Consider the following 20,952-nt stretch of genomic DNA (forward strand, 5'->3'; position numbering starts at 1 on the left):
GCCATGGCTTCCGTGAACAGCAGCCACGACGATGACGACGACGGCGCCGTCGACAGCATCAACATCACCCCGCTGGTGGACGTGCTGATGGTGGTGCTGGTGATGTTCATCCTCACCGCCACCGCCCAGGTCGCCGGGATCCAGATCAACCTGCCGAAGGCCAGTGCCACCGTGGCGCTGTCGCAGCCCAAGACCAAGGCGATCTCGGTGAACGACGCCGGCCAGGTGTTCCTCGACGCCTACCCGGTGACCCTGCCCGAGCTGGAGGACCGCCTGCGTACGGAGAAGGCCCTCAACCCCGACTTCCCGGTAGTGGTCCGCGGCGACGCCACGGTGCAGTACCAGAAGGTCATCGAGGTCCTCGACCTGCTGCGCCGCCTGGAGCTGTCCCAGGTCGGCCTGGTCACCGGCAAACCGACCTGAGGCCCGGGATGAACATGTCCGCCGATCCCAAGCACACCCCCGAGCCGAAAAATGCCGCGCCGCTGTCCATCGACGGCCACCCGGCGAACCCGACCCTGCGCTACCTCAAGTGGGGCCTCGGCGCGCTGCTGCTCGCCGGCCTCGCCTGGCTGGTCTGGGAGTGGGCCAACGACATGAGCGGCGTGCGCCGCGAGGCGCCCAAGGTGCCGGCGATCATCCCGCTGCCGCCGCCGCCTCCGCCGCCGCCGGAAAAACCGCCGGAACCGGAGCAGCCGGTGGAAGAGGAAAAGATCGTCGAGCCGGAACCGCAACCCGAACTGGAGGAGGTCAAGCCGCAGGAGGAAGCGCCGCCGTCGCCGGTCGACGACCTGGCCGACCCGATGCAGATGGATGGCGACGCCCAGTCCGGCTCCGACGCTTTCAACATCGGCGCCGGCAAGGGCGGCGGGATGGCCGGTTCCGGCGGCGGTCGCGCCGGCAACGCCAGCTATAGCCAGTACCTGGCCTACGCCTTCCAGCGCCTGCTGCGGGACAACCCGGAGCTGCGCAACCTGGCGTTCCGCCTGCAGGCGGAGATCTGGCTGAGTTCCTCGGGGGATATCACCCGGGCCGAACTGACCCGCTCCAGCGGCGACCCCGAGACCGACCAGAAGGTGCTGGCCGCGCTGCGCGCCGCCGGCCGCCTGGAAGAACGCCCGCCGGCTTCGCTGACCCTGCCGGTGCGCATCGCCCTGCAGGGCAAGCGGCCGGGATGAGAAGACGCCAACCCAGAACGATTTCCGGCAGGCGACTGCCTTGAAGGACCTTAGGAGCCGTACACAGATGAACGCGAAAGTGAACCGACTGGCGCTGGGGATGGGCGTCATGCTCGCCGCGCTGGCCGGCCAGGCGCAGGCCCAGCCGCCGGCGCCCTCGGAGAACGCCACGATCAACCTGATCCGCCTGCTGGTACAGCAGGGCGTGTTGAAGAAGGAACAGGCCGATGCGCTGGTCAGGCAGGCCGAGGCCGAGGCGCTGCAGGCCCAGCAGGCGCGCCAAGCCGTGGCGCCCGCGGCGGCTGTCGCCGCGGTCCCCGGGGAGGTCCGCGTACCCTATATCCCGCAGGTGGTGCGCGACCAGATCCGCGACGAAGTGAAGGCCGAGGTAATGACCCAGGCCAAGGCGGAGAACTGGGCGCAGCCCAACGCCTTCCCGGACTGGGCCTCGCGCATCAGCTTCGACGGCGACGTGCGCCTGCGCTACGAGTCGCGCTCCTTCGGCAACGGCAACAGCAACCAGATCACCGACTTCGCCGAACTCAACGACGACGGTCCCTATGACGTCAACCCGAATACCAGCTCGGGCCTGCCGCCGCTGCTCAACACCCGCGAGGACCGCGACAGCCTGCTGCGCCTGCGCGCGCGCTTCGGCCTCAAGGCGACGCTGTCGGAAAGCTGGAGCGCCGGCATCCGCATCGGCACCGGTTCGGACAACAACCCGGTGTCGACCACCCAGACCCTCGGCGGCGGCTTCGGCAAGAAGGACCTCTGGCTCGACCAGGGCTACCTGACCTGGAAGCCCAGCGAGCGCCTGAGCCTGACCGGCGGGCGGATCGCCAATCCGTTCCTGTCCACCGACCTGTTGTATTCCAACGACCTCAACTTCGACGGCGTGGCGGCGATCTTCAACCAGCCGCTGAGCCGCGATGTCTCGCTGTTCGGCACGGTCGGCGCGTTCCCCGTGGAGTACAGCTCGGACACCGCCTCGTCGAACGGTTTCGACAAGGAAGACAGCGACAACAAGTGGATGTACGGCGCGCAATTGGGCGCCACCTGGAAGATCAACCCGCAGCACAGCCTTACCGGCGCGCTGGCCTACTACCGCTTCGACGATATCGAAGGGCGGCGTTCCAGCCCCTGCCGGCCCTGGGCCGGAGATCCGGAGTGCGACACCGACGGCAGCCGACCGACCTTCATGCAGAAGGGCAACACGGTGTTCCTCCTGCGCGACATCGTGCCCAACCCGGCCGACCCGGCGAACACGCCGAACCCGCAGTACGTCGGCCTGGCCTCGGAGTTCAACCTGCTCGACCTGAACCTCGGCTGGGATGCCGAGCTGCCCAACGACTTCAAGCTGCGGGTGGCCGGCAACTACGTGCACAACCTGGGCTACGACGAGGGCGACATGCGCAAGCGCGCCGGCGGTGTGGCGCAGATCGCCAACAACCTCGGCTCCGATGGCGACATCAAGAGCGGGGCGAACGCCTGGATGCTCCAGTTCACCCTGGGCAACGCCCTGGACATGCGCGACGCCGGCGACTGGCAGGTCTTCGCCGCCTACAAGTACATCCAGCCGGATGCCCTGCCGGACGGTTTCAACGATTCCACCTTCCACCTTGGCGGGACCAACGCCAAGGGCTACATCCTCGGCGCCAGCTATGGCTTCGACAAGCGCGTCTACGGTACCGCGCGCTGGCTCAGCTCCGACGAGGTCTACGGCGCACCGTTCTCCATCGACGTCCTGCAACTCGAGGTCAACACGCGCTTCTGAGCGCTCCTCGAGGCAGACCATGAAGAGGCAGACCATGAACACGCGACCTTTCTCATTACCGATCTGGGCCCAGGCGCTGCTTGCCGGGGCCGCCTTCGCCGCCTACGCCAGCCAGGCGGCCTACGCCGACAGCCTGGAGGAACGCCTGCGCGCCCAGTTGCGCAGCACCACCCAGCAACTCCAGGCGCTGCAGACCGAACAGGCCCAGGCCACCGCGGCGAAAGCCGCGCTGGAAAGCCAGCGCGATGCGGCGCTGGCCCAGGTCAAGCAACTGACCGCCGAGCTGGCCCGGGCCAAGGGCCAGGCCGAGCAGCTCTCGGCCCAGCAACAGGGCTTGCACGACCGGGCGCGGCAGATGGTCGAGGCGAGCAACGAGCAACTGGGCAAGTACAAGCAGGCCTACGACGAGTTGCTGGTCATGGCGCGAGCCAAGGAGGCCGAGCGGCAGAAGCTCGACCTGGCGTTCCGCGAGCACGACCAGCAGTTGCAGCAGTGCACCGCGAAGAACCGGGAAATGTATGGCGTGGCCAAGGAGATCCTCGGCGCCTACGAGAACGTCAGCGTCGCCGAGGTGATGAAGATCCGCCAACCGTTCGCCAGCGGTGCGCGGGTGAAATTCGAAGAGATGGCGCAGAAGCTCGGCGACGATCTCTACAAGACTCAGGTCGAGAACCGCCAGGCGGCGCTCGCCCAGTGAAATCCGATAGCAAACCAGGAACCCGGACATGAACGACATCACCCTGATCGAACACCTTTCCGTCGACAGCCTGACCGAGGCCTTGCAGGAGGCCGGCTATCGGGTCAACCGCAGCGAGCAGAACGGCGTCGTGCAACTGCTCAGCGCCAGCCAGGGAATCGGCTACGCGGTGCGCTTCGGCAATCCGGCGGCGACGCCGGCGAGCTACCTCGACTTCACCTTCAGCTGCGCCCTGCGCGTGCAGGGCGAGTTGCCCGCCGGGCTGACCGAGCGCTGGAATCTCAGCCGGCGCTTCGGCCGCCTGTCGCAGCAGGGCGAGTTCCTGGTGATGGAAATGGACGTGATCGTCGCCGGCGGCGTCAGCCTGGCCAACCTGCGTAGCCATATCGAACTGTGGGATCGCCTGCTGCAGGAGTTCATCGCCTATCTGCGCGACTACAGCCGCCTGGCCGCGGAGCAGCAGGGCATGGCGCAGGATGCCGGTCAACCCGTCGATGGCGAGGCCTGAGCCGATGCGGCCGGCATTTCGTTGCGGCATCCTGGCGTTCGCGCTTGCCGTTCTCGCCGGCTGTGGCCAGCGCGAGGACGGCGGCGCGGGCCAGGCTCAGGCCGCGCTTGCCAAGCCATCTGCCAGCGCCGCCGCGGAACCCGCGGTGGCCCGCCTCGGTGCCTTGCAGGTGGCGCCGGACGAACTGAAGGCGCTGCTGGCCGAGGTGCCGGCGGAAACCCGCGCGCAGTTGAGCGAGAACCGCGACGCGCTGGAACGCTGGATGCGTGCGCGACTGGCCGAGAAGGCGCTCTACGAACAGGCCAGCGCCCAGGACTGGCAACAGCGTCCGCAGGTCAAGACGCTGATCGATGCGGCGGCGCGGCAGATCGTCCTGCGTACCTACCTGGAGTCGGTGAGCACGGTGCCCGAGGACTACCCCAGCGATGCCGAACTGCAGGCCGCCTACCAGGCGAACAAGGCGCAACTGGCTGTACCGGCGCTGTACCGGGTCAGCCAGATCTTCATCGCCGCCTCTGCGGCCGGCGGGCTTGCCGAAGCGCGCAAGCGCGCCCAGGAACTCTACCGGCAGGCCGCGGACGGCGACTTCGCCGAACTGGCGCGCAAGCATTCCGACGACCCGCAGACCGCCCGCAACGGCGGCGACATCGGTGGGTTGCTGGCGCAGGCGCAACTGCTGCCGGCGATCCGTCCGGCGCTGGAACGGCTGAAGGTCGGCGCGGTGTCCGAGCCGATCCAGGGCGCCAACGGCTTCCACCTGGTCAAGCTGACCGAGCGTCGCGACGCCCGCCTCGCCACCCTCGACGAGGTCCGTGGTCGCCTGCGCGAAAGCCTGCGCGCGCAACGCCAGGAGCAGATCGCCAAGGCCTACCTGGATGGCCTGGTGAACAACGCTACCCTGAGCATCGACGGCGCGTTGCTCGGCAAGACCCTGGCGGAACTGCACTGATGGACGGCATCCCGGAGGCCAGGCGTGGGCCGCGCGCGAGCCGCTGGCGGCACCTGCGCAGTTGGCTGTTCGGCGAGCCCGAACGGTTCCGCGACGAACGTCAGCGGCTCTGGGTCGCCTACGCCGCATGGCTCGGCGAACAGGTCCAGCAGCGCCTGGGCGAAGATGCCGAAACCGCGCCGCGGCTGCTGGCCTTCCTGGAGTCGCGGCGCGCGGCGGGGCAGTTGCCGAATACCGACATCGACCTGCGGGTCTGGCTCGACGAACGCGGCTGGATCGTCCGTCTCGCCTGCCTGCGCAGCGACGCCGAGCCGATCGAGAATGAACTGCGGCGCGCACTGATGGACCGTTCGTTGCGCCTGCCGCCGCCGGAACACATGCCGCAGCCGATCGAACTGCGGATTCGCCTCATGCCTGGACGCTAGCGAGGAAGCATGGCCCTATCGGAGTCCGCCGGGCAGCGCCCGGCACTGCTCAGGCCCGCGCAGGGACGCGACGACCGTGCCTATTGGCACGAGCTGTTCGGTTCTCTGGAGGTGGTGCATTTCTTCCTGGTCACCGCCCGTTGCGGCTGTTTCATGCAGGCTGCGCGCAGCCTGGACGTCAAGCCGACACTGCTGCGCAAGACCCTGGCCCGGCTCGAGGAGCGCCTCGGCCTGCATCTGTTCGTGCATGAGGGCAACGCCCTCTCGCTGACCCGCGAGGGCCGCATCGTCCAGGCCGCCGGGCAGCGCCTGGTCGAGGACAGCCAGAGCCACGCCGATCTTCACCGGCAACAGCCGCTGGTGCGCCTGGCGGTGGCCGAAAGCGTCCTGCACGATGTGCTCAGTCGCGAGCTGTGGGGCTACCTGCGCAAGAACGCCAACCTGCGCGTAGCCCTCGCCGAGTTGCGCGAGGGCTGGCCGGAAAGCGCAGGGCCGGCGGAGATCGCCATCTGGATCGCCGATCCGGGGCAGCCGCATCCGCCGATGGAAGGCCACTTCGCCGCACCGGCGCGCATCGCCGAGCTGGAGTACCAGCCGCACATCGGCAAGCGCTATTCGCGCGAGCGCACGCGGCCGGCCAGCGAGGACGAGCTGGACGACTACCTGCTGGCGCAGCTCCACGGCCAGGCCGCCAGCGCCGCCCTGGCGCCCTGGAACCGGCGGGTGGCGGCTCGCCAGTCGGGAGTGATCGAGGTACAGAGCCACGACCTGCTGCTACAGGCGATCCTCTGGGGCGCCTGCATCGGCCTGCTGCCGCATTACGCCGGACGCCTGGAGCGCAACCTGGCGGCGTTGCCGCAGGTCTTCGACGAGCCGATGCGGCGGGAAGTCTGGATGAGCGTGCAGCCGGAAGCGGAGAACCGCGTGGAGGTGCGTGCCTTGCTCGATCTGATCGAGCACGCCTTCGACGATCGGCGCGACTGGTTCGGACGCTGACCTTGCGGGCTTGACGGCGGTCGCCATAGCCGACACCGTTTCGCCACGGAACGGTTGACGGAAGGTACGCGATGACGGAGCGGCATTGGCAGGGCGAGGTCTGGCTGGCGCGGGACCACGCGCTGTTCGCCGGGGTCAACGGCGATACCCGCGAGCACGCGCACTATGCCCACCAGTTGCTGCTGGCGGAGACGCCGCTGCGGGTGCGCGTCGCTGGCCAGGTACTGGAGGCCCGGCGCTTGCTGGTGCCCTCGCTGCAAGCCCATCGCGTCGACGCGTCGCAGCCGTTGCTGGCGCTGTACGCCGAGCCGCTGGCGTTCGACAGCGACGACCTGCGTCAGCTTCTCGAGGACGCTCCCGGCGAGCCCGAGGCGTTGCTGGGGCGGCTTGCGCGGCTGCCTCGTCGACGGCTCGACCGCCGCGTCGAAAAGGCCCTGGCGGCGCTCGACGAGCAACTCGCGGCGCGGGTCGAGGCGGAAAGACTGGCGCGCAGCGCCAGTCTTTCGCTGAGCCAACTGGAGCGGCTGTTCGCCGTCCAGGTCGGCCTGTCGGTACGCCGCCTGGTGCTCTGGCGCCGCCTGTACCTGGCCTTCGCCCTGGCCTTGCAGGGGCGCAGCCTGACCGAGGCGGCCCATCACGCCGGCTTCGCCGACGCCGCGCACCTGTCGCGCAGCGTACGCAGCCTGCTCGGTATCCGCGCCGGCCTGTCGCTGCCGCACCTACGCCTGGCCGGCTGAACGCCCCAATCCTTCCGGCGGCTGTGGGACGTGCCTGCTGCGTGGCAGGTCGCGGAATGGCGCGAGCAACTGGCCGGCATAGTCGCGGGGATAGTCAGGCTGGTCGCCGATGCCCATGTCGGTGCTGTCCAGGCGGTAGTCGGGACGATGGAGGGCGGTGCCGAGCAGGCGGTCCCAGACGCTGAAGAACAGCGCGAAGTTGACGTCGCCGGCGCGCCCGTAGCGGATGTGGTGTAGGCGATGCAGCGGTGCCCAGGCGAACACATGGCGTAACCCGCCGATGCGCATGTCGACGTTGCTGTGTTGCAGCAGCAACTGGATGCCGATGGCGAAGGCGAGCAGCGCGGCGACCGTCTGCGGCACGCCGAGCAGCAACAGCGGCAGGGTGCCGCCGAGCGCTTCCAGGCCCAGGTGCAGGGGATGTTTCATCAGACCGTTGAAACCGTACAGGCGCTGCACGCTATGGTGCACCGCGTGCAGCCGCCAAAGCAGCGCCGAACGGTGGCTGGCGTAGTGCACCAGGGTGATGCCGAGATCGGCCAGGACGATCGCCAGCAGCAGTTGCAGCCACAGCGGCCAGGCCTGCGGCCACACCGGCCAGAAGCTCAGGACTCCGGCCAGCAGTGGCAGGGCGAGGATGCCAAGTGCGTTCAGGCTTTCGTTGACCGACGCGTGCAGGACATCGCGCAGGCGGTCGGCGTGCGGCCGGTTCCAGCGTGGCTGGTAGGGCAGTCGTCGTTCGGCGAGAAAGGACAGGCCGAGCGCCCCGAGGAACAGGGCGACCAGCCAGGCGTGGGAAGCCTGGCGATAGCCGACCTGCCAGGTCGCCAGGCCGATGAAGCCGGACCAGAAGAGGGGCGCGTAGGCGTAGCGCAGGAAGAACTGCATGGTGGGACCTCCGGATGAATGAGGTCCCCAGCGTCGCTCGCGACAGGCCGGCGGCGCTTGAACGAACCGCGCAAGTTCTCAGTCGCGCAGCACCAGCGGCGCGCCTCCCATGTCCCCGCGACCCGGCCAGGTCTCGCGGGCCAGCCAGGCCCCAACCAGGCAGACCAGGTTGGCCAGCAGCAGGTAGCCCAGCGGCGACAGCGGATTGCCGGTGACGCCGATCAGCCAGGTCACCACGATCTGCGCGGTGCCGCCGAACGCGGCGACGCCGGTCGCATAGACCAGGGAAAAACCGGTGGAGCGCAGCGCCCGCGGGAAGCTTTCTACCAGTAGCACGATCAGCGCCGCGCCGCTCATGCCATGCAGGGCCGAGAGCAGGGCGAGGACGGCGAGGAAGACTGCCGGCTCGGGGTGACGGGTCATTGCCTGCAGTGCCGGGAACAGCACCGCGAGCAGCGCCAGGCGCGGCAGGATCAGCACGGCGCGGCGCCCGTAGCGGTCGCAGAGCACGCCGCCGAGCAACGCCGAGAGCGCCAGTGCGGCGCCGGCGACCAGCGTCGAGAGCATCGCGATGCCCGCCGGCAGGTGTAGCTCGGTAAGGGCGAAGGTGGTCATGTAGTTGAGGAAGTACTGGGTGATGGTGCTTCCGGAGAGGATCAGCAGGCCGAGCAGCAGGGCCCGCCGATGATTGCCGAACAACTCGCCGAGCAGGTTCCGGGTGCTGGCCTGGCGGCCGCGTCCGGAAAAGGTCTCGGCCAGGTTGAGGCGGATGTACAGGCCGATCGGCAGGACCAGCAGGCCGGCCGCGAAGGGAATCCGCCAGCCCCATTCCTGCAGTTGGCGCTCGTCGAGCCAGAGGGTGAGCAGGTAGCCCATCAGCCCGGCGGCGACCGCCGCGATGCCTTGCGCCACGACCTGCCAGCAGGCGTAGGTGCCGCGCTTGTGCGGCGGTGCCGCCTCGAGGATGTAGGTGGTCGCCGGCCCGGCCTCGCCGCCCCAGGCCAGGCCTTGCAGCAGGCGGGTCAACACCAGCAGCAGCGGCGCGGCCGGGCCGATGCTGTCGTAGCCGGGGAGCACCGCGATGCCGCCGGTGCCCAGCGCCATCAGGAACAGGGTAAGGAGCATCGCCGGCTTGCGCCCGGCGCGGTCGGCGTAGGCGCCGATAAGGATCGCGCCGAGGGGGCGGATGACGAAGCCGACGCCGAACGCGGTGACCGACAGGAGCAGGCTGACGAAGGCGCTGTCGGAGGGGAAGAAAGTCCGTCCGATCATCACCGCGAAGGTGGCATAGACCCCGAAGTCGAAGAATTCCACGGCGTTGCCGAGGACCACGGCAAAGACGCTGCGGCGGCTGGCCGGATCGGCGGCCGCCGGGGGACGGGTGGGGGAGCGCATGGCGAAGGCCCTCTCGGAGTGACGACTGAAACACTCAGGCCTGGAGCCGAGCGACGAGCGGCTGCCGGCTTCAGTCAGCCGGCGGCCGTGGCCAGCCGTGGATCGGACCGCGCCAGCCTTCGTAGGTCTTGCCGATGCGCAACAGCCAGGTATCGGCGAAGCGCGGCGCGACCAGTTGCAGGCCGATCGGCATGCCGGCGGCCGTGAAGCCGCAGTTTATCGAGAGCGCGGGCTGTTCGCCCATATTCCACGGCACGGTGAAGACGATGTGCTCGAACGGCCGCTGCGGATCGTTCAGCGGCGAGGCCCAGTCGGCGGGGAAGGCCTCGACCTGGTTGGTCGGCGTCAGCAGCAGGTCGATCTCGCCGAACAGCCGGGCGGCGCGCCGGCGCATCTCGAAGGTCTGGTTGAAACCGCGCACCGCATCGACCCCGCTGACCCGTGCGCCGCCCTCGGCCCAGGCGTGGACATAGGGCAGCACCCTGGCCCGCCGCGTCTCGTCGAGGAGCAGCAGTTCGCTCCACAGGCGGGCGCGCCAGAAGTCGTTCAGGCCGTCGAGCAGGCTCCGGTCCATCAGCGGTTCGACGATCCTGAGCTGGGCGCCGTGCTCCTCGAACAGCCGCGCCGCGGCCTCGATCGCGGCGCGGATTTCCGCGTCGGGCTGCAGGCCGCAGCCGGGGTCGAGTTGCAGGCCGACCCTCAGGCCGCGCACCGACAGCGGCTCGGCGCTCCAGTCCAGCACTTCCGGCGGCAGGCTGGTGGCGTCGCGGGCGTCGGGCTGCGCGAGGTAGCGCATCAGCAGCAGGCAGTCGTCCATGCAGCGGGTCATCGGACCGGCGCAGCGACCGGTGTAGTAAGGGTCGATGGGGATCCGCCCGAGGCTTGGCTTGAAGCCCACCAGGCCGCACCAGCCCGCCGGCAGTCGCACCGAGCCGCCGATGTCGGTGCCCAGGTGCAGCGGTCCGTAGCCGGCGGCGGCCGCCGCTGCCGCGCCCGAACTGGAGCCGCCGGTATTGTTGGCCAGGTTCCAGGGATTGCGGGTGACTCCGTGGAAGCTGGAGAGGCCGGATGAAAGCATGCCGAAGTCTGGAACCGTAGTCTTGGCCAGGACGATCGCGCCGGCTTCGCGCAGCCGAGCGGCCGGCGGCGCGTCGCAGGGCGCGGGTTGCAGGGCGGTGGCGGCGCTGCCCAATGGGATAGGTTCGCCAGCGGTGGCGATCAGCTCCTTGATGGTTACCGGCAGCCCGTCCAGCGGGCCTTTGGGCTGTCCCTTGCGCCAACGCTCGGTGGCCGCCGCGGCCTGTTCGCGAATCCGTTGCGGGTCGAAGCGATACAGCGCGTTGAGATGCGGTTCCCAGCGCTGGATGTGGGCCAGCAGATGCTCGTAGTACTCGCTGGGCGAGAGTTCCCGGCGGGCGAACAGTGCCAGCAGGCGGGTTCCCGGAAGGTCGTGCAGCGCGGTCATTCAAGCTCCCTCGAAGAACGGCCGCGGGCGTCAAGCGGCCGGCCTACCCGTTGTCGGGCGGCAATTCGAAACCAAGGTGTATCGGGGAGGTATAGCCCATGCACGACGAATCTTCGCGGTGACGGACTCAGCTCTCGTGATGGAGAAGGAAGCGCTTCAACCGGCGGAAGGTGGTACGGTTCCACTGCCGCAGCGGCAGCGAGCGGAGCAGTTGCCAGGCATGCCGCTTGTCCGCGACCACGGCGTATTTCAGGGCCTTGTTGACCAACTCCGTGCGGCCGCGCTCGTAGGCGGGATGCGACTGGTAGGGCGCGATGGTGCGCAGGTCGGCATCGAGCAGCACCTTGTAGCGCCGCGACAGGTTGTCGGGGTGGCGCCGGTAGCGGGTGACCAGCACCGGCAGCTTGTGGATCTGGTAGCCCTGGCTGGCGATGCGCAGGGTCATCTGGAAGTCCTGCACCTTGATCTCGGGATCGTAGAAGCCGGCTGCGCGCAGGGCCTCCATGCGGTACAGGGACACCGGGGCGCCGCAGACGTAGGCGTTGCCGAGCAAGTAGTCGAAGTCCAGCTGGCGGATGCGATTGCCGTTCTGCCGCTTGGTTTCCTGGCCTTCGCTGTCGATGTAGATCACCAGGGCGCCGACGCAGCCGACCTCCGGGTGCTGGTCGAGGTACGCGGCGCGCACGCTCAACGAGTGCGGCAGCATGATGTCGTCCAGGTCCGGCGTGGCTACGTAGTCGCCGCGGGCGTGTTGCAGACCGAAGTTCAGCGCTGCGCTGACGCCCTGGTTCTGCTGGCGGTAGAGCTGGAAACCGTGGACTTTCTGCAACTGCTCCAGCATGGCGTAGCTGTTGTCGGTGGAACCGTCGTCGACGATGATCACTTCGAAATTCGGGTAGTCCTGCTCGTAGATGCTGCGCAGGGCTTCTTCCAGGTACTTTTCCGCGTTGAAGCAGGGCGCTACGACGGATACCAGCGGGGCGTCCGTCGTGCCTGAGTGCTTGCTGGAAGTGGCTTCTTCAATCATGTGTCGTTCTTGTCACTCGTCTTGCCTGGTAGCCGCTCCAGGGGGCCGTCGGTCATGAAGTCCTGCGATCGTTCCGGCGATCGGTGCTCGGCACGGGCTGTCGGAAACACAGCGTTTCGCTCCGCCGGTACGGTCGCTGGAGTGGCTCTGGCACGCATGCCTGGATGGCCAGGCATCGCGACAGTATACCGTCGGAAGCATAGAGGGTAGGCCATCGGGCCCGAGAAAAATCCTCGACCTCCTTCGTCCAACCGTCAGGCCGTGGCCTGGCGCTGTTTCCAGTGCCGGTACAAGGCGGGGATATCCCCGGCACACAGCAGTGGCATGGCTGCCTCGATATCGGCCAGTGGCCAGTCCCACTAGGCCATTTCCAGCAGGTTCTGGATATCGCCATCGGAAAAGCGCTTACGAATGGTCCGGGCCGGGTTACCGCCGACGATGGCATAGGGCTCGACATCGCCGGTCACCAGCGCGCGGCTGCCGATGATGGCTCCGTGGCCGACCCGTACGCCGGGCATGAACATCGCCTCGGTACCGATCCAGACGTCATGGCCGATCAGCGTGTCGCCCGCTGGCTGGTAGCCGTTCACGGCGCCGGCGAAGGCCGGCTCTTCGTGCATGAAGTGGAAGGGGAAGGTCGATGCCCACTCGGCGCGGTGTCCCTGGTTGCCGGCCATGATGAAGGCGGCGCCACTGCCGACCGAGCAGAAACTGCCGATGACCAGCTTGTCCACGTCGTCGCGGTCCGGCATCAGGTAGCGGGCGCAGTCGTCGAAGGAATGCCCGTGATAGTAGCCGGAGTAGTAGCTGTAGCGCCCCACCCGAATGTTCGGGTTGCTGACCTGTTCCGAGAGCAGCTTGCCCCTGAAGGGGCTCTCGAAATAGTTGCCCATGACCGTCGTCCCTGTCCGTCGAAACCGCCAAGGGTAGCGCCTGGCGGGATAGCGGGCCAGCCTGGCGTGACGGCTGGCAGCCGCATCGGCGTTCAGCAGGCCGGACTGCTGAACGGCCAGGCCTGGAAAGGCTCCGAATAGTGCCTGCCATGACGTAAGGCGAAGGGGAGTGCGTTGGCTTGTTGGTGCAGTTCCTCATTGTCGACGTTGAGGCAAAGCATCTGGATGTCCTGTGCTACCAGCAGCCGGTTCAGGTACTCGATGCTCTTGCGCTGGCGCAGGTTACGCGTCAGCGGGCCGGGGGCAAGCAGGCGCGCGTCCAGGCCCAGGTAATCGCAGAGGCCGGCGTCGACCTCGGCGAAGCACTGGCGAGCGTCGGTATCGATGCGTTGCGGGTGCAGCGCGATGCGCACGCCGCTGTCGCGTAGCCGGGCGAGGGACGCCAGGTACTCCGCCGAGGCGGGTTCCTGCTCGTCGATGGCCAGCAGCAGGCAGAGTTCGACCTGGTGCTGCTGCAATTGCCTGGCCGAGGCCAGGATCCGCTCGCAGACCCCGGCGTTGCCCAGGCTGCTGGCATGCAGGGGAATGAAGTTCTTGCCGAGCAGTTCGAGGTCGGTGTTGTGCCGGTGCACGCACAGGAGGCGCGCCAGCAGGTGCTTGACCGCCGCCTCGGCAAGCAGCGGCGGTGCGCCGGAAAGGAAGGCCGACAGGTCGACGCGCTGGCGCCGTTCGCGCAGGGAGAGCTTGCTGCCGACCAACGCGCCGTTCCTCGCATAGATGCCATGGGCGAAGAGCTCGAATCCGTCGTTCGCATCACGGTTGCCGAGGCAGAGCCATTTCAATGGCGGGGGCGTTCTGTCTGTCGCAGTCATAAGTGATGGCTCTATGGGCAAATCTCGCCAAGGCGCCCGGGCATGGAGCCCGCACGCAGGGTTGAGGGGTATCTAGCGGAGACGACCCTACCTCCCACGAATCAAGGTCTTTCGTCGGAAAACCCAGGGGGCAGGTAGGGGATCGGCTCGGCAATCGGCCGCCGAGGGTACTTCCGGTGTCGCCGCCAGGCCTGGTTGGTGGCGGCTTTTTCTCTGGTCTGTGCAGTGGTTCCGCTGTTACCGATTTTTCCGAGTGCGTTTGTGTTGCGGCATCGTTCGTTGGCGTCAGTCGGCGCCGATGCTGTCGATGAAGCCCTGGATCAGCGGTGAGGCTTGCTGTTTGCGCCAGACGAAATGGATATCGCTGGAGTCCAGGCCGGCTACCGGTTCGGCATGGAAACCCCGTCGCGTGGAGGGCCTGCGTGCAACGAAGCTCTCCGGCACGCAGGCGAAGCCGAGACCGGCCTCGATGCAGGCGAAGAGGCTCGGGTAGGACTCGATTTCCAGGGTTGCCCGCGGCTGGATACCGCTCTCCGCCAGCCAGCGGTCGACCTGGCGGCGGTAGTGGCAAGTGTGGCCGAACACATAGAGTTCGAGGCTGGCGAGGTCCTCGGGAGTGGGCGCCGGCAGGTCGGCGGGAGTGACCCGCAACAGGCGCTCGCGGAAGGCCAGGCGGCTGGCCAGCAACGGGTGTTCGATGGGGCCGTCGGTGACGATCAGGTCCAGCTCTCCCTCCATCAGCAGGCGCTCGAGCAGCAGCGAATGCTCCGGGCGGATGTGCAGTTCAACGCCCGGCGACTCACGGCGGTAGCGGGCCAGGCGGTGGGGCAGGTGATTGGCCAGGGCCACGTCCAGTGCGCCGACCCGTAGCGCGCCGTGCGCCTGGTCGCCGGCGAACAGCGCGGCGGTCTCGTCGGCCAGCGCCAGCAGGCGCCGGGCATGGCGGTACAACAGGCGGCCCTCGGGGGTGACCAGCAGGCGGTTCCTTTCGCGATTGAACAGGGCTACACCGAGTTGTCCTTCGAGTTCGCGCAAGCGGGTAGTGATGTTCGACGGCACGCAATGCAACTGTTCGGCCGCGGCTGCGATGGTGCCGCGTTCGACCACCGCGCAGAAGAATCCGAGTTGAGAGAGTTTCACATCATTCTCTTTAAGTGAGCGATTTGCTGATTATTGATTACTTTTAATGAGTGAAAGGCCACCCTAGCATGGACCTCGCGATCGCTTCCAACCCCATTTCACGAGGAAAGATTCCATGACCTACCACGTACTGGTTCAGTTCGACGTTCCCTCCGACAAGCGCGAAGCGTTCGCCGCGGCAGGCCTGTTCGATGCCAATGGCTCGTTGCAGAACGAACCGGGCACCCTGCGCTTCGAGGTGATCCGCGACGAGAACAACCGCAACCGCTTCTACCTCGACGAGGTGTACGAAGACGAGGCGGCGTTCCTCCAGCATTGCCGCAACGAAACCATCGCGCGCTTCTATGAACTGATCGACAGCTATGCCTTCGGTCCGCTTTTCCTGTTCAAGGGCTACCGCGTCGAGGGTTGATTCCCGCTCCGGCGGCTCGCCGCCGGACTCCACGGAGAATTTCTATGCGAATCCTGCACAGCATGCTCCGCGTGGCCGATCTCGAGGCCGCGCTGGAGTTCTACACCCGCGCCCTGGACATGCGTCTGCTACGGCGCCGGGACTATCCCGAAGGCCGCTTCACCCTGGCCTTCGTCGGCTACCAGGACGAGCGCGCGGCCGCTGCCCTGGAGTTGACCCACAACTGGGACCGGGACGGCTACACCCAGGGCGACGGCTACGGCCACCTGGCCATCGAGGTCGAGGATGCCGCCGTCACCTGCGCCCGGGCCAGGGCGCTGGGCTATCGGGTCACCCGCGAGGCCGGGCCGATGCAGCACGGACGCAGCGTGATCGCCTTCCTCGAAGACCCGGACGGCTACAAGGTGGAACTGATCCAGAAGGGTACCCAGTTCGATTGAGCCCGCGACCAGGGGGCGACATAGCGGCTGCTGTCGTTCCGGCTCAGTCGCTGGCGTCGAATGCGGCGTGGAAGGCCACTATTCCTCGCGCCATGCGCCCGCTGAAGGACTGTGCCTGGAAGTATTCGGCGGGAACGCCGGGCAACGCCAGGCCGCTTTCCACCCGAAAGCCGAAGCGCGAGTAGTAGGTCGGTTCGCCCAGTACCACGCAGCCACCCGCGGGCAGCAGTCGCAACTCGGTGAGCAGGCGCCGGACCAACTGCGAACCGAGACCCTGGCGCTGTCGCCCGGGCGCCACCGATAGCGGCGCGAGGCCGTACCAGCCGCCCGCTTCGCCATCGATGGTCACTGGTGAGGCTGCGATATGGCCGATCACCTGGCCATTCGCTTCGGCCACCAGCGAAAGCGTCAGCGCGCCAGCACGGCGGAGGGCATCGACGATGTACTGCTCGGTATGGCTGCTATGCGTTTCGTTGCGGAGCGCGGCTTCGGTCAGGCGAGCGATGGCGTCGATGTCGCCGGGCGTTTCCGCACGGATGGAAATATTCATGCAAGCACTCCTCGGAACCCTCGCCTTGTCCCGGCGGGGGCAATGGAAAAGGAAGGGGGGCAGCGATTGTCCGCCTGCGGGCGCACGGCTTTCAGCCCGGCCATGGATATCCGGTAGGGCCTGCCCTGGCGGGAGTGGACCAGGCCCTTGTTCTTCAGCCTGGAGAACACCGCCAGGGTGCAGTCGAGTAGCAGGTGGCCGTCGCGGTTGTAGCACTCGACGCGGGTGATCTTGCCCGAAGCGTCGCGAAGGAAGGCGATATGGCCGCCCTGGGCCAAGGCGTGAAGCGTCCGTTGTTCCGGCTTGGAAACGTTCATGTCGGTAGAACCTGTAATCATCGGTGTGACAACGCGGCAGCACTGCGCGAAAAGGCGTGTGCGAGCCATGGCGAAGGCAGATAACCGGCGACACCTCGTGCGGGATGACGAAGTGGCGGTTATCGGATGATTACTATCTCCAACATACAAGCCTCGGATCGGGGAGGGCGCAGCCACGAAAGCGTGCTGCGATGCGGCAGTCTAACGAAGCTGGCGAAGCGACGGCAAGAAACTGCCTGCGTCGCTATGCCGCCGTGCGACGCTTGCGCCTTTGTGAGGGAGTTCGCCTCGCCCCGCGGCGGTCCGCGCTTTCATTATCGGGGGAAGCGGGAGGTATCCATGTTTCGCACGGCGCTGACGCTGTTCATGTCTTCGTTGGCAATTCCTGCCGTCGCCTCGATGAGATGCGGCACGCATCTGGTGGACGAGGGCGACAGCGTCGAGCAAGTCCTGGAAAGGTGCGGGCAACCGCTGAGCAGGATCGTCAACGAGCCTGCCCTGCGCAACAACGGCGTGCCCAAGTTGAATGCTGCACGCACCGAATTCTGGGTGTATGGCCCCAGTGGAGGCGTCTACCGACACTTGCGCTTCATCGATGGCAAGCTGGTCGAGATTCGGCTCGAGCGGAAGTGATACGAAGCTGTTGAGGAGTTATTCCTACAGATAATTACTAATTTGCTGCGGAACACCGTGAAAGAGCGCTGAGAGAGAAGACGAGCCGGGTGCGGGCCCAGGTGGATGCGTCTTCCGTCGTGTAGGAATTGCCCGATATCGGGCGGCGGGGGGGAAGGTTGCGGGCCACCCTGATCGCATACCTGAAAAGTTGGCGGCGTAATCTCCGCGATTTTCAGGCGAGGACGCGTCGTGTTGAAGTTATTGGTCGTGGTTGCTTTCCTGTTCATTGGCGGAGGCATGGCCATGGGAGAGCCTGGGGGGGCGGATGGGTTTTCCGCTGTCGCAGCGGTCGATCCGGGAGCGAACCCCGAAGCGCAACTGGACGGGGAGCCTCAGGAGGTCAGCGAAGCGCCGGCCTATCGCGTGGATGACCTCACCTTCCTGTACCTCACCCATGAGGTCTATCTGGAACCCTACGTTTCCTGCCGTCCGAAAGTCCTGGGCGAACGTTCGTACGTTGCCTGCTGGAACGAAACCTATTCCGGCCGCTCCCCGCTGAACTTCTGGGAATACGACGAGGGTGACTTCCTCGCCCTCAACGACCCGGCACGTGTGTTGGCCGAGGGGAAGTTCGCCAGCGAGCAGCACATCGGCGAAGCGCCCCTGCCGCTGCCTCTGGATATCGATCTGGACCAGTTGGAGCGGGCCTACTCGCTGATGATGTAAGGAAGAGGAACCTTCCGGCTGCGCCTCCACCGAAATCCATGGGGCGCTTCCGATCTTTCCCGGGCTTTACGCGGTAAAGCCTGAAAACAGAAAGCCCCCGAAACACTAGGCATTTCAGGGGCTTGGCAGGGTGATTTGGAGCGGGCGAAGGGAACAGCACCAAGTTCTCAACTAGTTGATTAATATCTATTCTTTGACGATGTAAAAAATAGAATGAGTTCTACCCCCATTTCCACGGACGCTTTGAAAGGGCTGAAAACTTCAGATATTACCGGGCAACTCTATGACACATTCGTGGGTTGTGAAACCGCTCGATATCCTCAAATAGGTCTGCCCGAGTCTCATCGCGAGTTCGATTAATGGCAACGCGCTCCCGGTTGAGCAGACCGAAGAAGCCTTCACAAGCAGCGTTATCGCCAATGTCCGCCGGCACTCATGCTGCGAACCAGCGTGTTGCGAGTCAGAAAGCGTTGGTAATCAGCAGCACTGGTGATGGCTGCCACGATCCGAAGGCAGTATTACTGACCAATCGCCCTGGCGTTGCCAGATTGCCATTCCCACCGCTCGGGTCGTCATCTGCCGATCCTGACGATGATGCATCGACCAGCCAATCACCAGCTTGCTGTACAGGTCGAGCACCACGCGCAGGAATAGTCTGCCCTCAAAGGTGGCGGCTTCCGTGATGTCGGTGAGCCACTTGCGCTTCGGCTCCAGGGCGGTGAAGTCGCGCTCCAGTAGATTTTTCACGCCAGTTGGGCGACCAGAGGAAACTCTACCAAAGCCGGGCTTCTTCCGACGTGACCATCCTTGAATTCTCTTTGCGGACATCAAGCGAGCAATGCAGTTCAGGCTGACTGGGTAGAACCCTTGCGACAAGGGTACTGTTCTGGCTGATGTTTCCTGGCGAACATTGGACCTACGGGTTTCTCAGCTTCCTGATGCCCCATACCGTTGTGAATCACGTCGAGCAACGGCCGATGGCAAAGACCACCAGAAGCGCAATCGCCCATATGACGTACCTGCGCATTTCAGGGGTGGGCGCTGGTACAGGGACTTGCGCGACGATTCCTTTTTGGCTGTCCGCCTCATGAATGGCCGACGGCTCCTTGGCCAGGTTCTGCTCCAGGCGGGCGTTCGCCTGGAGCAGTTGTTCTTTCAGCGATGCGTTTTCCTGGGCGAATTTGCCCAGGCTCTCCTGCAGCTCCTGCCGTTGTGTGATGTCGCGGGCGGTCTCCATCAGTGCCTGCCCCAGGATGGACGGTGTGGAGAACGACCGGTCCGCATGCTTGTCCAGCAACATCACATTGTCGTCGTGCCCCAGAGCCGTATAGAACGGGCGCCCGCAGGCCAATAGCGCACAGGCCACCTCCCGTGAATCTCCGATGACTTCCAGGCTATCACCGCCGCCTCTAGCAATCACCAGCACTTGAATGGCGGGGTCTTGGCATACCTTGGCCAGGTCGCTTAGGAACTGCTCGGGCTCCATGAAATTCGTCTCTACCCTGCGACAGTGGGAGAAGACGGGGAGCGATTGTGCCGCTGCCGCCAGGTCGTTCCAGGCCGTGCCGGTGGCGAGTATAGCGATGGCTTCCAGTCCGTGTTTGGCGAGTGCCGCCTCCAGGGACACCCGCGGTTGCTGGCGTACCAGGGGGGCGGGTGACACAAGGGGGACCGGCTCATAGGGTACCCAGCTACCGACGACATCACCCACCAGGATGACTTCGTGGGTCGTGCGGAATGTCTCCGACTTCTTGATGCGCAGTGAGCCATGGAGAACGACGGGAGCATCATTGCGGACAGCAGCGTGGGGCTGCAATTCGAAGCGGATACTGGCATCCCCCAGTACCAGGCGGCCATATATCTTGAGAACCTTGTCGTCCCCATTCCTCGACCAGTACTTCACATCGGTGGCCATGCCTTTGACGGTGACAGGACCACTGGGCGCATTAACCCTCAGTGTCTCGGCGAGCGCCTCGGGGGTCAGTGCCAGCTCGCCGGCTGGAGAGGCGGGTATGTCGATTCCATTGGCTGAATTCATCACAATGTCCACCCATCGTATTGAACTGAGGCTGGCGCTGGCTTGCCGCCGACTCAAGCATTGGAGAGGGAACGTACAAACGTTTGTGGCAAACGACCGCGCCAGGCCGTTGAGGTCCTTCGCCATGATGCCAACATATAAGAAGTCCCCCGCGGAACCTGCATTGTCTTGGCGAGCACTGCACGAAGTCGCACTCAAGCCGTCAGTTCGTCAGGCTTCACCAGTCTCCCGCTCGATACAGTCGGGAGTTGCACTGATTGCATATGAATACTCGCCGTGTATCGGTGGAACTGTTGAAGCCCCAGTTCTTGATGCTGCCTGAGTTGCAGGCTGCACACCGGATTCCATGGGCTGTTTTGCAATGGGGGTAGGCCTTGAGGTACTCCGGCAGCGTCATCGTTGATTTGGCCACGCGGCTCGCCTCGGTGATGACCAGATAGACCCTTCGCAGAAGAAAGCCGAGGACAGCTAGCAGTAGCAGCGTGCTCAAGAGATTTTTTATGAATTCCATAGCTTCCTCCCGACTTTCCCGATGAATCCCGAATTACCGTACATCACCTGGAGGAACGGCCAATGACGGTACTCCAGATTACCTTGGAGACTGTAGAGTTGGATCGTGGGTGACGTTCGTCAGAATAATCTCTTTTGGCATTCAGATCTTCCTGCCAACTCTGCTGGGTTCTGAGTCTATGCTCGGCAGCAAGCTCAGGGGCGTGGATGACCTGCTTCCCGTCTTCAGTACCACGCCGAACTTAGTAGAGTCTGTTTTCCAAGCAGGAGACGGCAGTGAAAAAGCGTTTTACCGAAGAGCAGACTCTCGACTTCCTCAAGCAGGCGGAGGCCGGTGTGCCGATGGAGGAGCTGTGTCGGCGGCATGGCTTCAGTGATGCCTCGTTCTACACCTGGCGGG

The 20,952-nt window shown here is 65.7% G+C and carries 22 protein-coding genes and 3 pseudogenes; 14 read left to right on the top strand and 11 right to left on the bottom strand.

What is annotated here, in order from left to right:
• The first annotated feature begins 3 nt into the window (after positions 1–3).
• The 9 genes from HMPREF2581_RS00360 to HMPREF2581_RS00400 all read left to right on the top strand — a co-directional run bounded on the left by HMPREF2581_RS00360 (position 4) and on the right by HMPREF2581_RS00400 (position 7,264).
• A complete protein-coding gene (locus HMPREF2581_RS00360) occupies positions 4–423 on the top strand; it encodes an ExbD/TolR family protein (protein WP_003085366.1) in 420 nt (139 codons plus the stop codon).
• Between the two features lie 8 nt (positions 424–431).
• Entirely contained in the window at positions 432–1,178 is a 747-nt protein-coding gene (locus HMPREF2581_RS00365) for an energy transducer TonB family protein (protein ID WP_003141136.1), read from the top strand.
• Between the two features lie 67 nt (positions 1,179–1,245).
• Positions 1,246–2,952, top strand: coding sequence for a putative porin (locus tag HMPREF2581_RS00370; RefSeq protein WP_003085370.1), 1,707 nt, complete (start codon positions 1,246–1,248; stop codon positions 2,950–2,952).
• Between the two features lie 34 nt (positions 2,953–2,986).
• Positions 2,987–3,649, top strand: coding sequence for a hypothetical protein (locus HMPREF2581_RS00375; RefSeq protein ID WP_003098447.1), 663 nt, complete (start codon positions 2,987–2,989; stop codon positions 3,647–3,649).
• Between the two features lie 28 nt (positions 3,650–3,677).
• The gene (locus tag HMPREF2581_RS00380; RefSeq protein ID WP_003141135.1) at positions 3,678–4,157 is read left to right on the top strand and encodes a YbjN domain-containing protein; all 480 of its coding nucleotides are present in this window, start codon (positions 3,678–3,680) and stop codon (positions 4,155–4,157) included.
• Positions 4,158–4,161: 4 nt separating this feature from the next.
• On the top strand, positions 4,162–5,106 hold the full coding sequence (locus HMPREF2581_RS00385) for a peptidylprolyl isomerase (protein WP_003116526.1): 945 nt from the start codon (positions 4,162–4,164) through the stop codon (positions 5,104–5,106).
• Entirely contained in the window at positions 5,106–5,531 is a 426-nt protein-coding gene (locus HMPREF2581_RS00390; protein WP_003124254.1) for a hypothetical protein, read from the top strand. Before HMPREF2581_RS00385 ends, HMPREF2581_RS00390 begins: the two co-directional genes overlap by 1 nt.
• A gap of 9 nt (positions 5,532–5,540) precedes the next feature.
• A complete protein-coding gene (locus HMPREF2581_RS00395) occupies positions 5,541–6,527 on the top strand; it encodes a LysR family transcriptional regulator (RefSeq protein WP_003141134.1) in 987 nt (328 codons plus the stop codon).
• Positions 6,528–6,598: 71 nt separating this feature from the next.
• On the top strand, positions 6,599–7,264 hold the full coding sequence (locus HMPREF2581_RS00400; protein ID WP_003085387.1) for a helix-turn-helix transcriptional regulator: 666 nt from the start codon (positions 6,599–6,601) through the stop codon (positions 7,262–7,264).
• Here HMPREF2581_RS00400 and HMPREF2581_RS00405 read toward each other — a convergent pair.
• From HMPREF2581_RS00405 to HMPREF2581_RS00435, 7 genes and pseudogenes are all read right to left on the bottom strand, one after another.
• Complete coding sequence (locus HMPREF2581_RS00405; RefSeq protein WP_003110801.1) at positions 7,247–8,152, bottom strand: sterol desaturase family protein; 906 nt, start codon at positions 8,150–8,152, stop codon at positions 7,247–7,249. The genes HMPREF2581_RS00400 and HMPREF2581_RS00405 overlap by 18 nt on opposite strands.
• Before the next feature lie 78 nt (positions 8,153–8,230).
• Positions 8,231–9,547, bottom strand: coding sequence for an MFS transporter (locus HMPREF2581_RS00410; protein WP_003141133.1), 1,317 nt, complete (start codon positions 9,545–9,547; stop codon positions 8,231–8,233).
• Between the two features lie 70 nt (positions 9,548–9,617).
• The gene (locus HMPREF2581_RS00415; RefSeq protein ID WP_003134433.1) at positions 9,618–11,012 is read right to left on the bottom strand and encodes an amidase; all 1,395 of its coding nucleotides are present in this window, start codon (positions 11,010–11,012) and stop codon (positions 9,618–9,620) included.
• A gap of 127 nt (positions 11,013–11,139) precedes the next feature.
• A complete protein-coding gene (gene migA, locus HMPREF2581_RS00420) occupies positions 11,140–12,039 on the bottom strand; it encodes an alpha-1,6-rhamnosyltransferase (RefSeq protein WP_003120802.1) in 900 nt (299 codons plus the stop codon).
• A 254-nt stretch (positions 12,040–12,293) separates the two neighbouring features.
• Positions 12,294–12,932, bottom strand: a pseudogene (catB, locus tag HMPREF2581_RS00425) (type B chloramphenicol O-acetyltransferase).
• 92 nt (positions 12,933–13,024) lie between these two features.
• On the bottom strand, positions 13,025–13,804 hold the full coding sequence (gene toxR, locus HMPREF2581_RS00430) for a toxA transcriptional regulator ToxR (protein WP_003141130.1): 780 nt from the start codon (positions 13,802–13,804) through the stop codon (positions 13,025–13,027).
• Between the two features lie 285 nt (positions 13,805–14,089).
• Positions 14,090–14,944 carry a LysR family transcriptional regulator gene (locus HMPREF2581_RS00435; protein WP_003141128.1) on the bottom strand — a complete coding sequence of 285 codons (855 nt, stop codon included), beginning with the start codon at positions 14,942–14,944 and terminating at the stop codon, positions 14,090–14,092.
• Between the two features lie 115 nt (positions 14,945–15,059).
• On the opposite strand from HMPREF2581_RS00435, the gene HMPREF2581_RS00440 reads away from it, so the two are divergent.
• Together HMPREF2581_RS00440 and gloA are read left to right on the top strand one after the other, a co-directional pair.
• On the top strand, positions 15,060–15,356 hold the full coding sequence (locus HMPREF2581_RS00440; RefSeq protein ID WP_003085421.1) for a heme-binding protein: 297 nt from the start codon (positions 15,060–15,062) through the stop codon (positions 15,354–15,356).
• 44 nt (positions 15,357–15,400) lie between these two features.
• Positions 15,401–15,796: a lactoylglutathione lyase gene (gene gloA / locus HMPREF2581_RS00445; RefSeq protein WP_003098430.1), complete on the top strand. Its 396-nt coding sequence runs from the start codon at positions 15,401–15,403 to the stop codon at positions 15,794–15,796.
• Between the two features lie 43 nt (positions 15,797–15,839).
• Here gloA and HMPREF2581_RS00450 read toward each other — a convergent pair whose 3' ends face one another.
• Together HMPREF2581_RS00450 and HMPREF2581_RS00455 are read right to left on the bottom strand one after the other, a co-directional pair.
• Positions 15,840–16,346, bottom strand: a complete 507-nt coding sequence (locus HMPREF2581_RS00450; protein WP_003141125.1) for a GNAT family N-acetyltransferase — start codon at positions 16,344–16,346, stop codon at positions 15,840–15,842.
• 62 nt (positions 16,347–16,408) lie between these two features.
• Positions 16,409–16,663 (bottom strand): annotated as a pseudogene (locus tag HMPREF2581_RS00455) (YjhX family toxin); the annotation flags it as partial.
• Between the two features lie 339 nt (positions 16,664–17,002).
• Between HMPREF2581_RS00455 and HMPREF2581_RS00460 the strand changes: the two are divergent.
• Both HMPREF2581_RS00460 and HMPREF2581_RS00465 read left to right on the top strand, forming a co-directional pair.
• Positions 17,003–17,296, top strand: a complete 294-nt coding sequence (locus HMPREF2581_RS00460; protein ID WP_003141121.1) for a DUF2845 domain-containing protein — start codon at positions 17,003–17,005, stop codon at positions 17,294–17,296.
• Between the two features lie 231 nt (positions 17,297–17,527).
• Positions 17,528–18,004: a hypothetical protein gene (locus HMPREF2581_RS00465; RefSeq protein ID WP_003141118.1), complete on the top strand. Its 477-nt coding sequence runs from the start codon at positions 17,528–17,530 to the stop codon at positions 18,002–18,004.
• Positions 18,005–18,272: 268 nt separating this feature from the next.
• Here the strand turns inward: HMPREF2581_RS00465 and HMPREF2581_RS33460 are convergent.
• A pseudogene (locus tag HMPREF2581_RS33460) lies at positions 18,273–18,856 on the bottom strand (DDE-type integrase/transposase/recombinase); the annotation flags it as partial.
• 106 nt (positions 18,857–18,962) lie between these two features.
• Positions 18,963–20,042, bottom strand: a complete 1,080-nt coding sequence (locus tag HMPREF2581_RS00475) for an exodeoxyribonuclease VII large subunit (protein WP_016254097.1) — start codon at positions 20,040–20,042, stop codon at positions 18,963–18,965.
• A gap of 786 nt (positions 20,043–20,828) precedes the next feature.
• Between HMPREF2581_RS00475 and HMPREF2581_RS31450 the strand changes: the two genes are divergently transcribed.
• Positions 20,829–20,952, top strand: a 124-nt coding sequence (locus HMPREF2581_RS31450; protein WP_139181885.1) for a transposase, incomplete at its 3' end; no start/stop codon positions are given.

Source organism: Pseudomonas sp. HMSC057H01, assembly GCF_001836405.1.
GTDB lineage: Bacteria > Pseudomonadota > Gammaproteobacteria > Pseudomonadales > Pseudomonadaceae > Pseudomonas > Pseudomonas aeruginosa.

Coding starts and splice junctions, on each gene's coding strand:
- HMPREF2581_RS00360 (WP_003085366.1), top strand. CDS start 4: ATGGCTTCCGTGAACAGCAGCCACGACGATGACGACGACGGCGCCGTC.
- HMPREF2581_RS00365 (WP_003141136.1), top strand. CDS start 432: ATGAACATGTCCGCCGATCCCAAGCACACCCCCGAGCCGAAAAATGCC.
- HMPREF2581_RS00370 (WP_003085370.1), top strand. CDS start 1,246: ATGAACGCGAAAGTGAACCGACTGGCGCTGGGGATGGGCGTCATGCTC.
- HMPREF2581_RS00375 (WP_003098447.1), top strand. CDS start 2,987: ATGAACACGCGACCTTTCTCATTACCGATCTGGGCCCAGGCGCTGCTT.
- HMPREF2581_RS00380 (WP_003141135.1), top strand. CDS start 3,678: ATGAACGACATCACCCTGATCGAACACCTTTCCGTCGACAGCCTGACC.
- HMPREF2581_RS00385 (WP_003116526.1), top strand. CDS start 4,162: ATGCGGCCGGCATTTCGTTGCGGCATCCTGGCGTTCGCGCTTGCCGTT.
- HMPREF2581_RS00390 (WP_003124254.1), top strand. CDS start 5,106: ATGGACGGCATCCCGGAGGCCAGGCGTGGGCCGCGCGCGAGCCGCTGG.
- HMPREF2581_RS00395 (WP_003141134.1), top strand. CDS start 5,541: ATGGCCCTATCGGAGTCCGCCGGGCAGCGCCCGGCACTGCTCAGGCCC.
- HMPREF2581_RS00400 (WP_003085387.1), top strand. CDS start 6,599: ATGACGGAGCGGCATTGGCAGGGCGAGGTCTGGCTGGCGCGGGACCAC.
- HMPREF2581_RS00405 (WP_003110801.1), bottom strand. CDS start 8,152: ATGCAGTTCTTCCTGCGCTACGCCTACGCGCCCCTCTTCTGGTCCGGC.
- HMPREF2581_RS00410 (WP_003141133.1), bottom strand. CDS start 9,547: ATGCGCTCCCCCACCCGTCCCCCGGCGGCCGCCGATCCGGCCAGCCGC.
- HMPREF2581_RS00415 (WP_003134433.1), bottom strand. CDS start 11,012: ATGACCGCGCTGCACGACCTTCCGGGAACCCGCCTGCTGGCACTGTTC.
- migA (WP_003120802.1), bottom strand. CDS start 12,039: ATGATTGAAGAAGCCACTTCCAGCAAGCACTCAGGCACGACGGACGCC.
- toxR (WP_003141130.1), bottom strand. CDS start 13,804: ATGACTGCGACAGACAGAACGCCCCCGCCATTGAAATGGCTCTGCCTC.
- HMPREF2581_RS00440 (WP_003085421.1), top strand. CDS start 15,060: ATGACCTACCACGTACTGGTTCAGTTCGACGTTCCCTCCGACAAGCGC.
- gloA (WP_003098430.1), top strand. CDS start 15,401: ATGCGAATCCTGCACAGCATGCTCCGCGTGGCCGATCTCGAGGCCGCG.
- HMPREF2581_RS00450 (WP_003141125.1), bottom strand. CDS start 16,346: ATGAATATTTCCATCCGTGCGGAAACGCCCGGCGACATCGACGCCATC.
- HMPREF2581_RS00460 (WP_003141121.1), top strand. CDS start 17,003: ATGTTTCGCACGGCGCTGACGCTGTTCATGTCTTCGTTGGCAATTCCT.
- HMPREF2581_RS00475 (WP_016254097.1), bottom strand. CDS start 20,042: ATGAATTCAGCCAATGGAATCGACATACCCGCCTCTCCAGCCGGCGAG.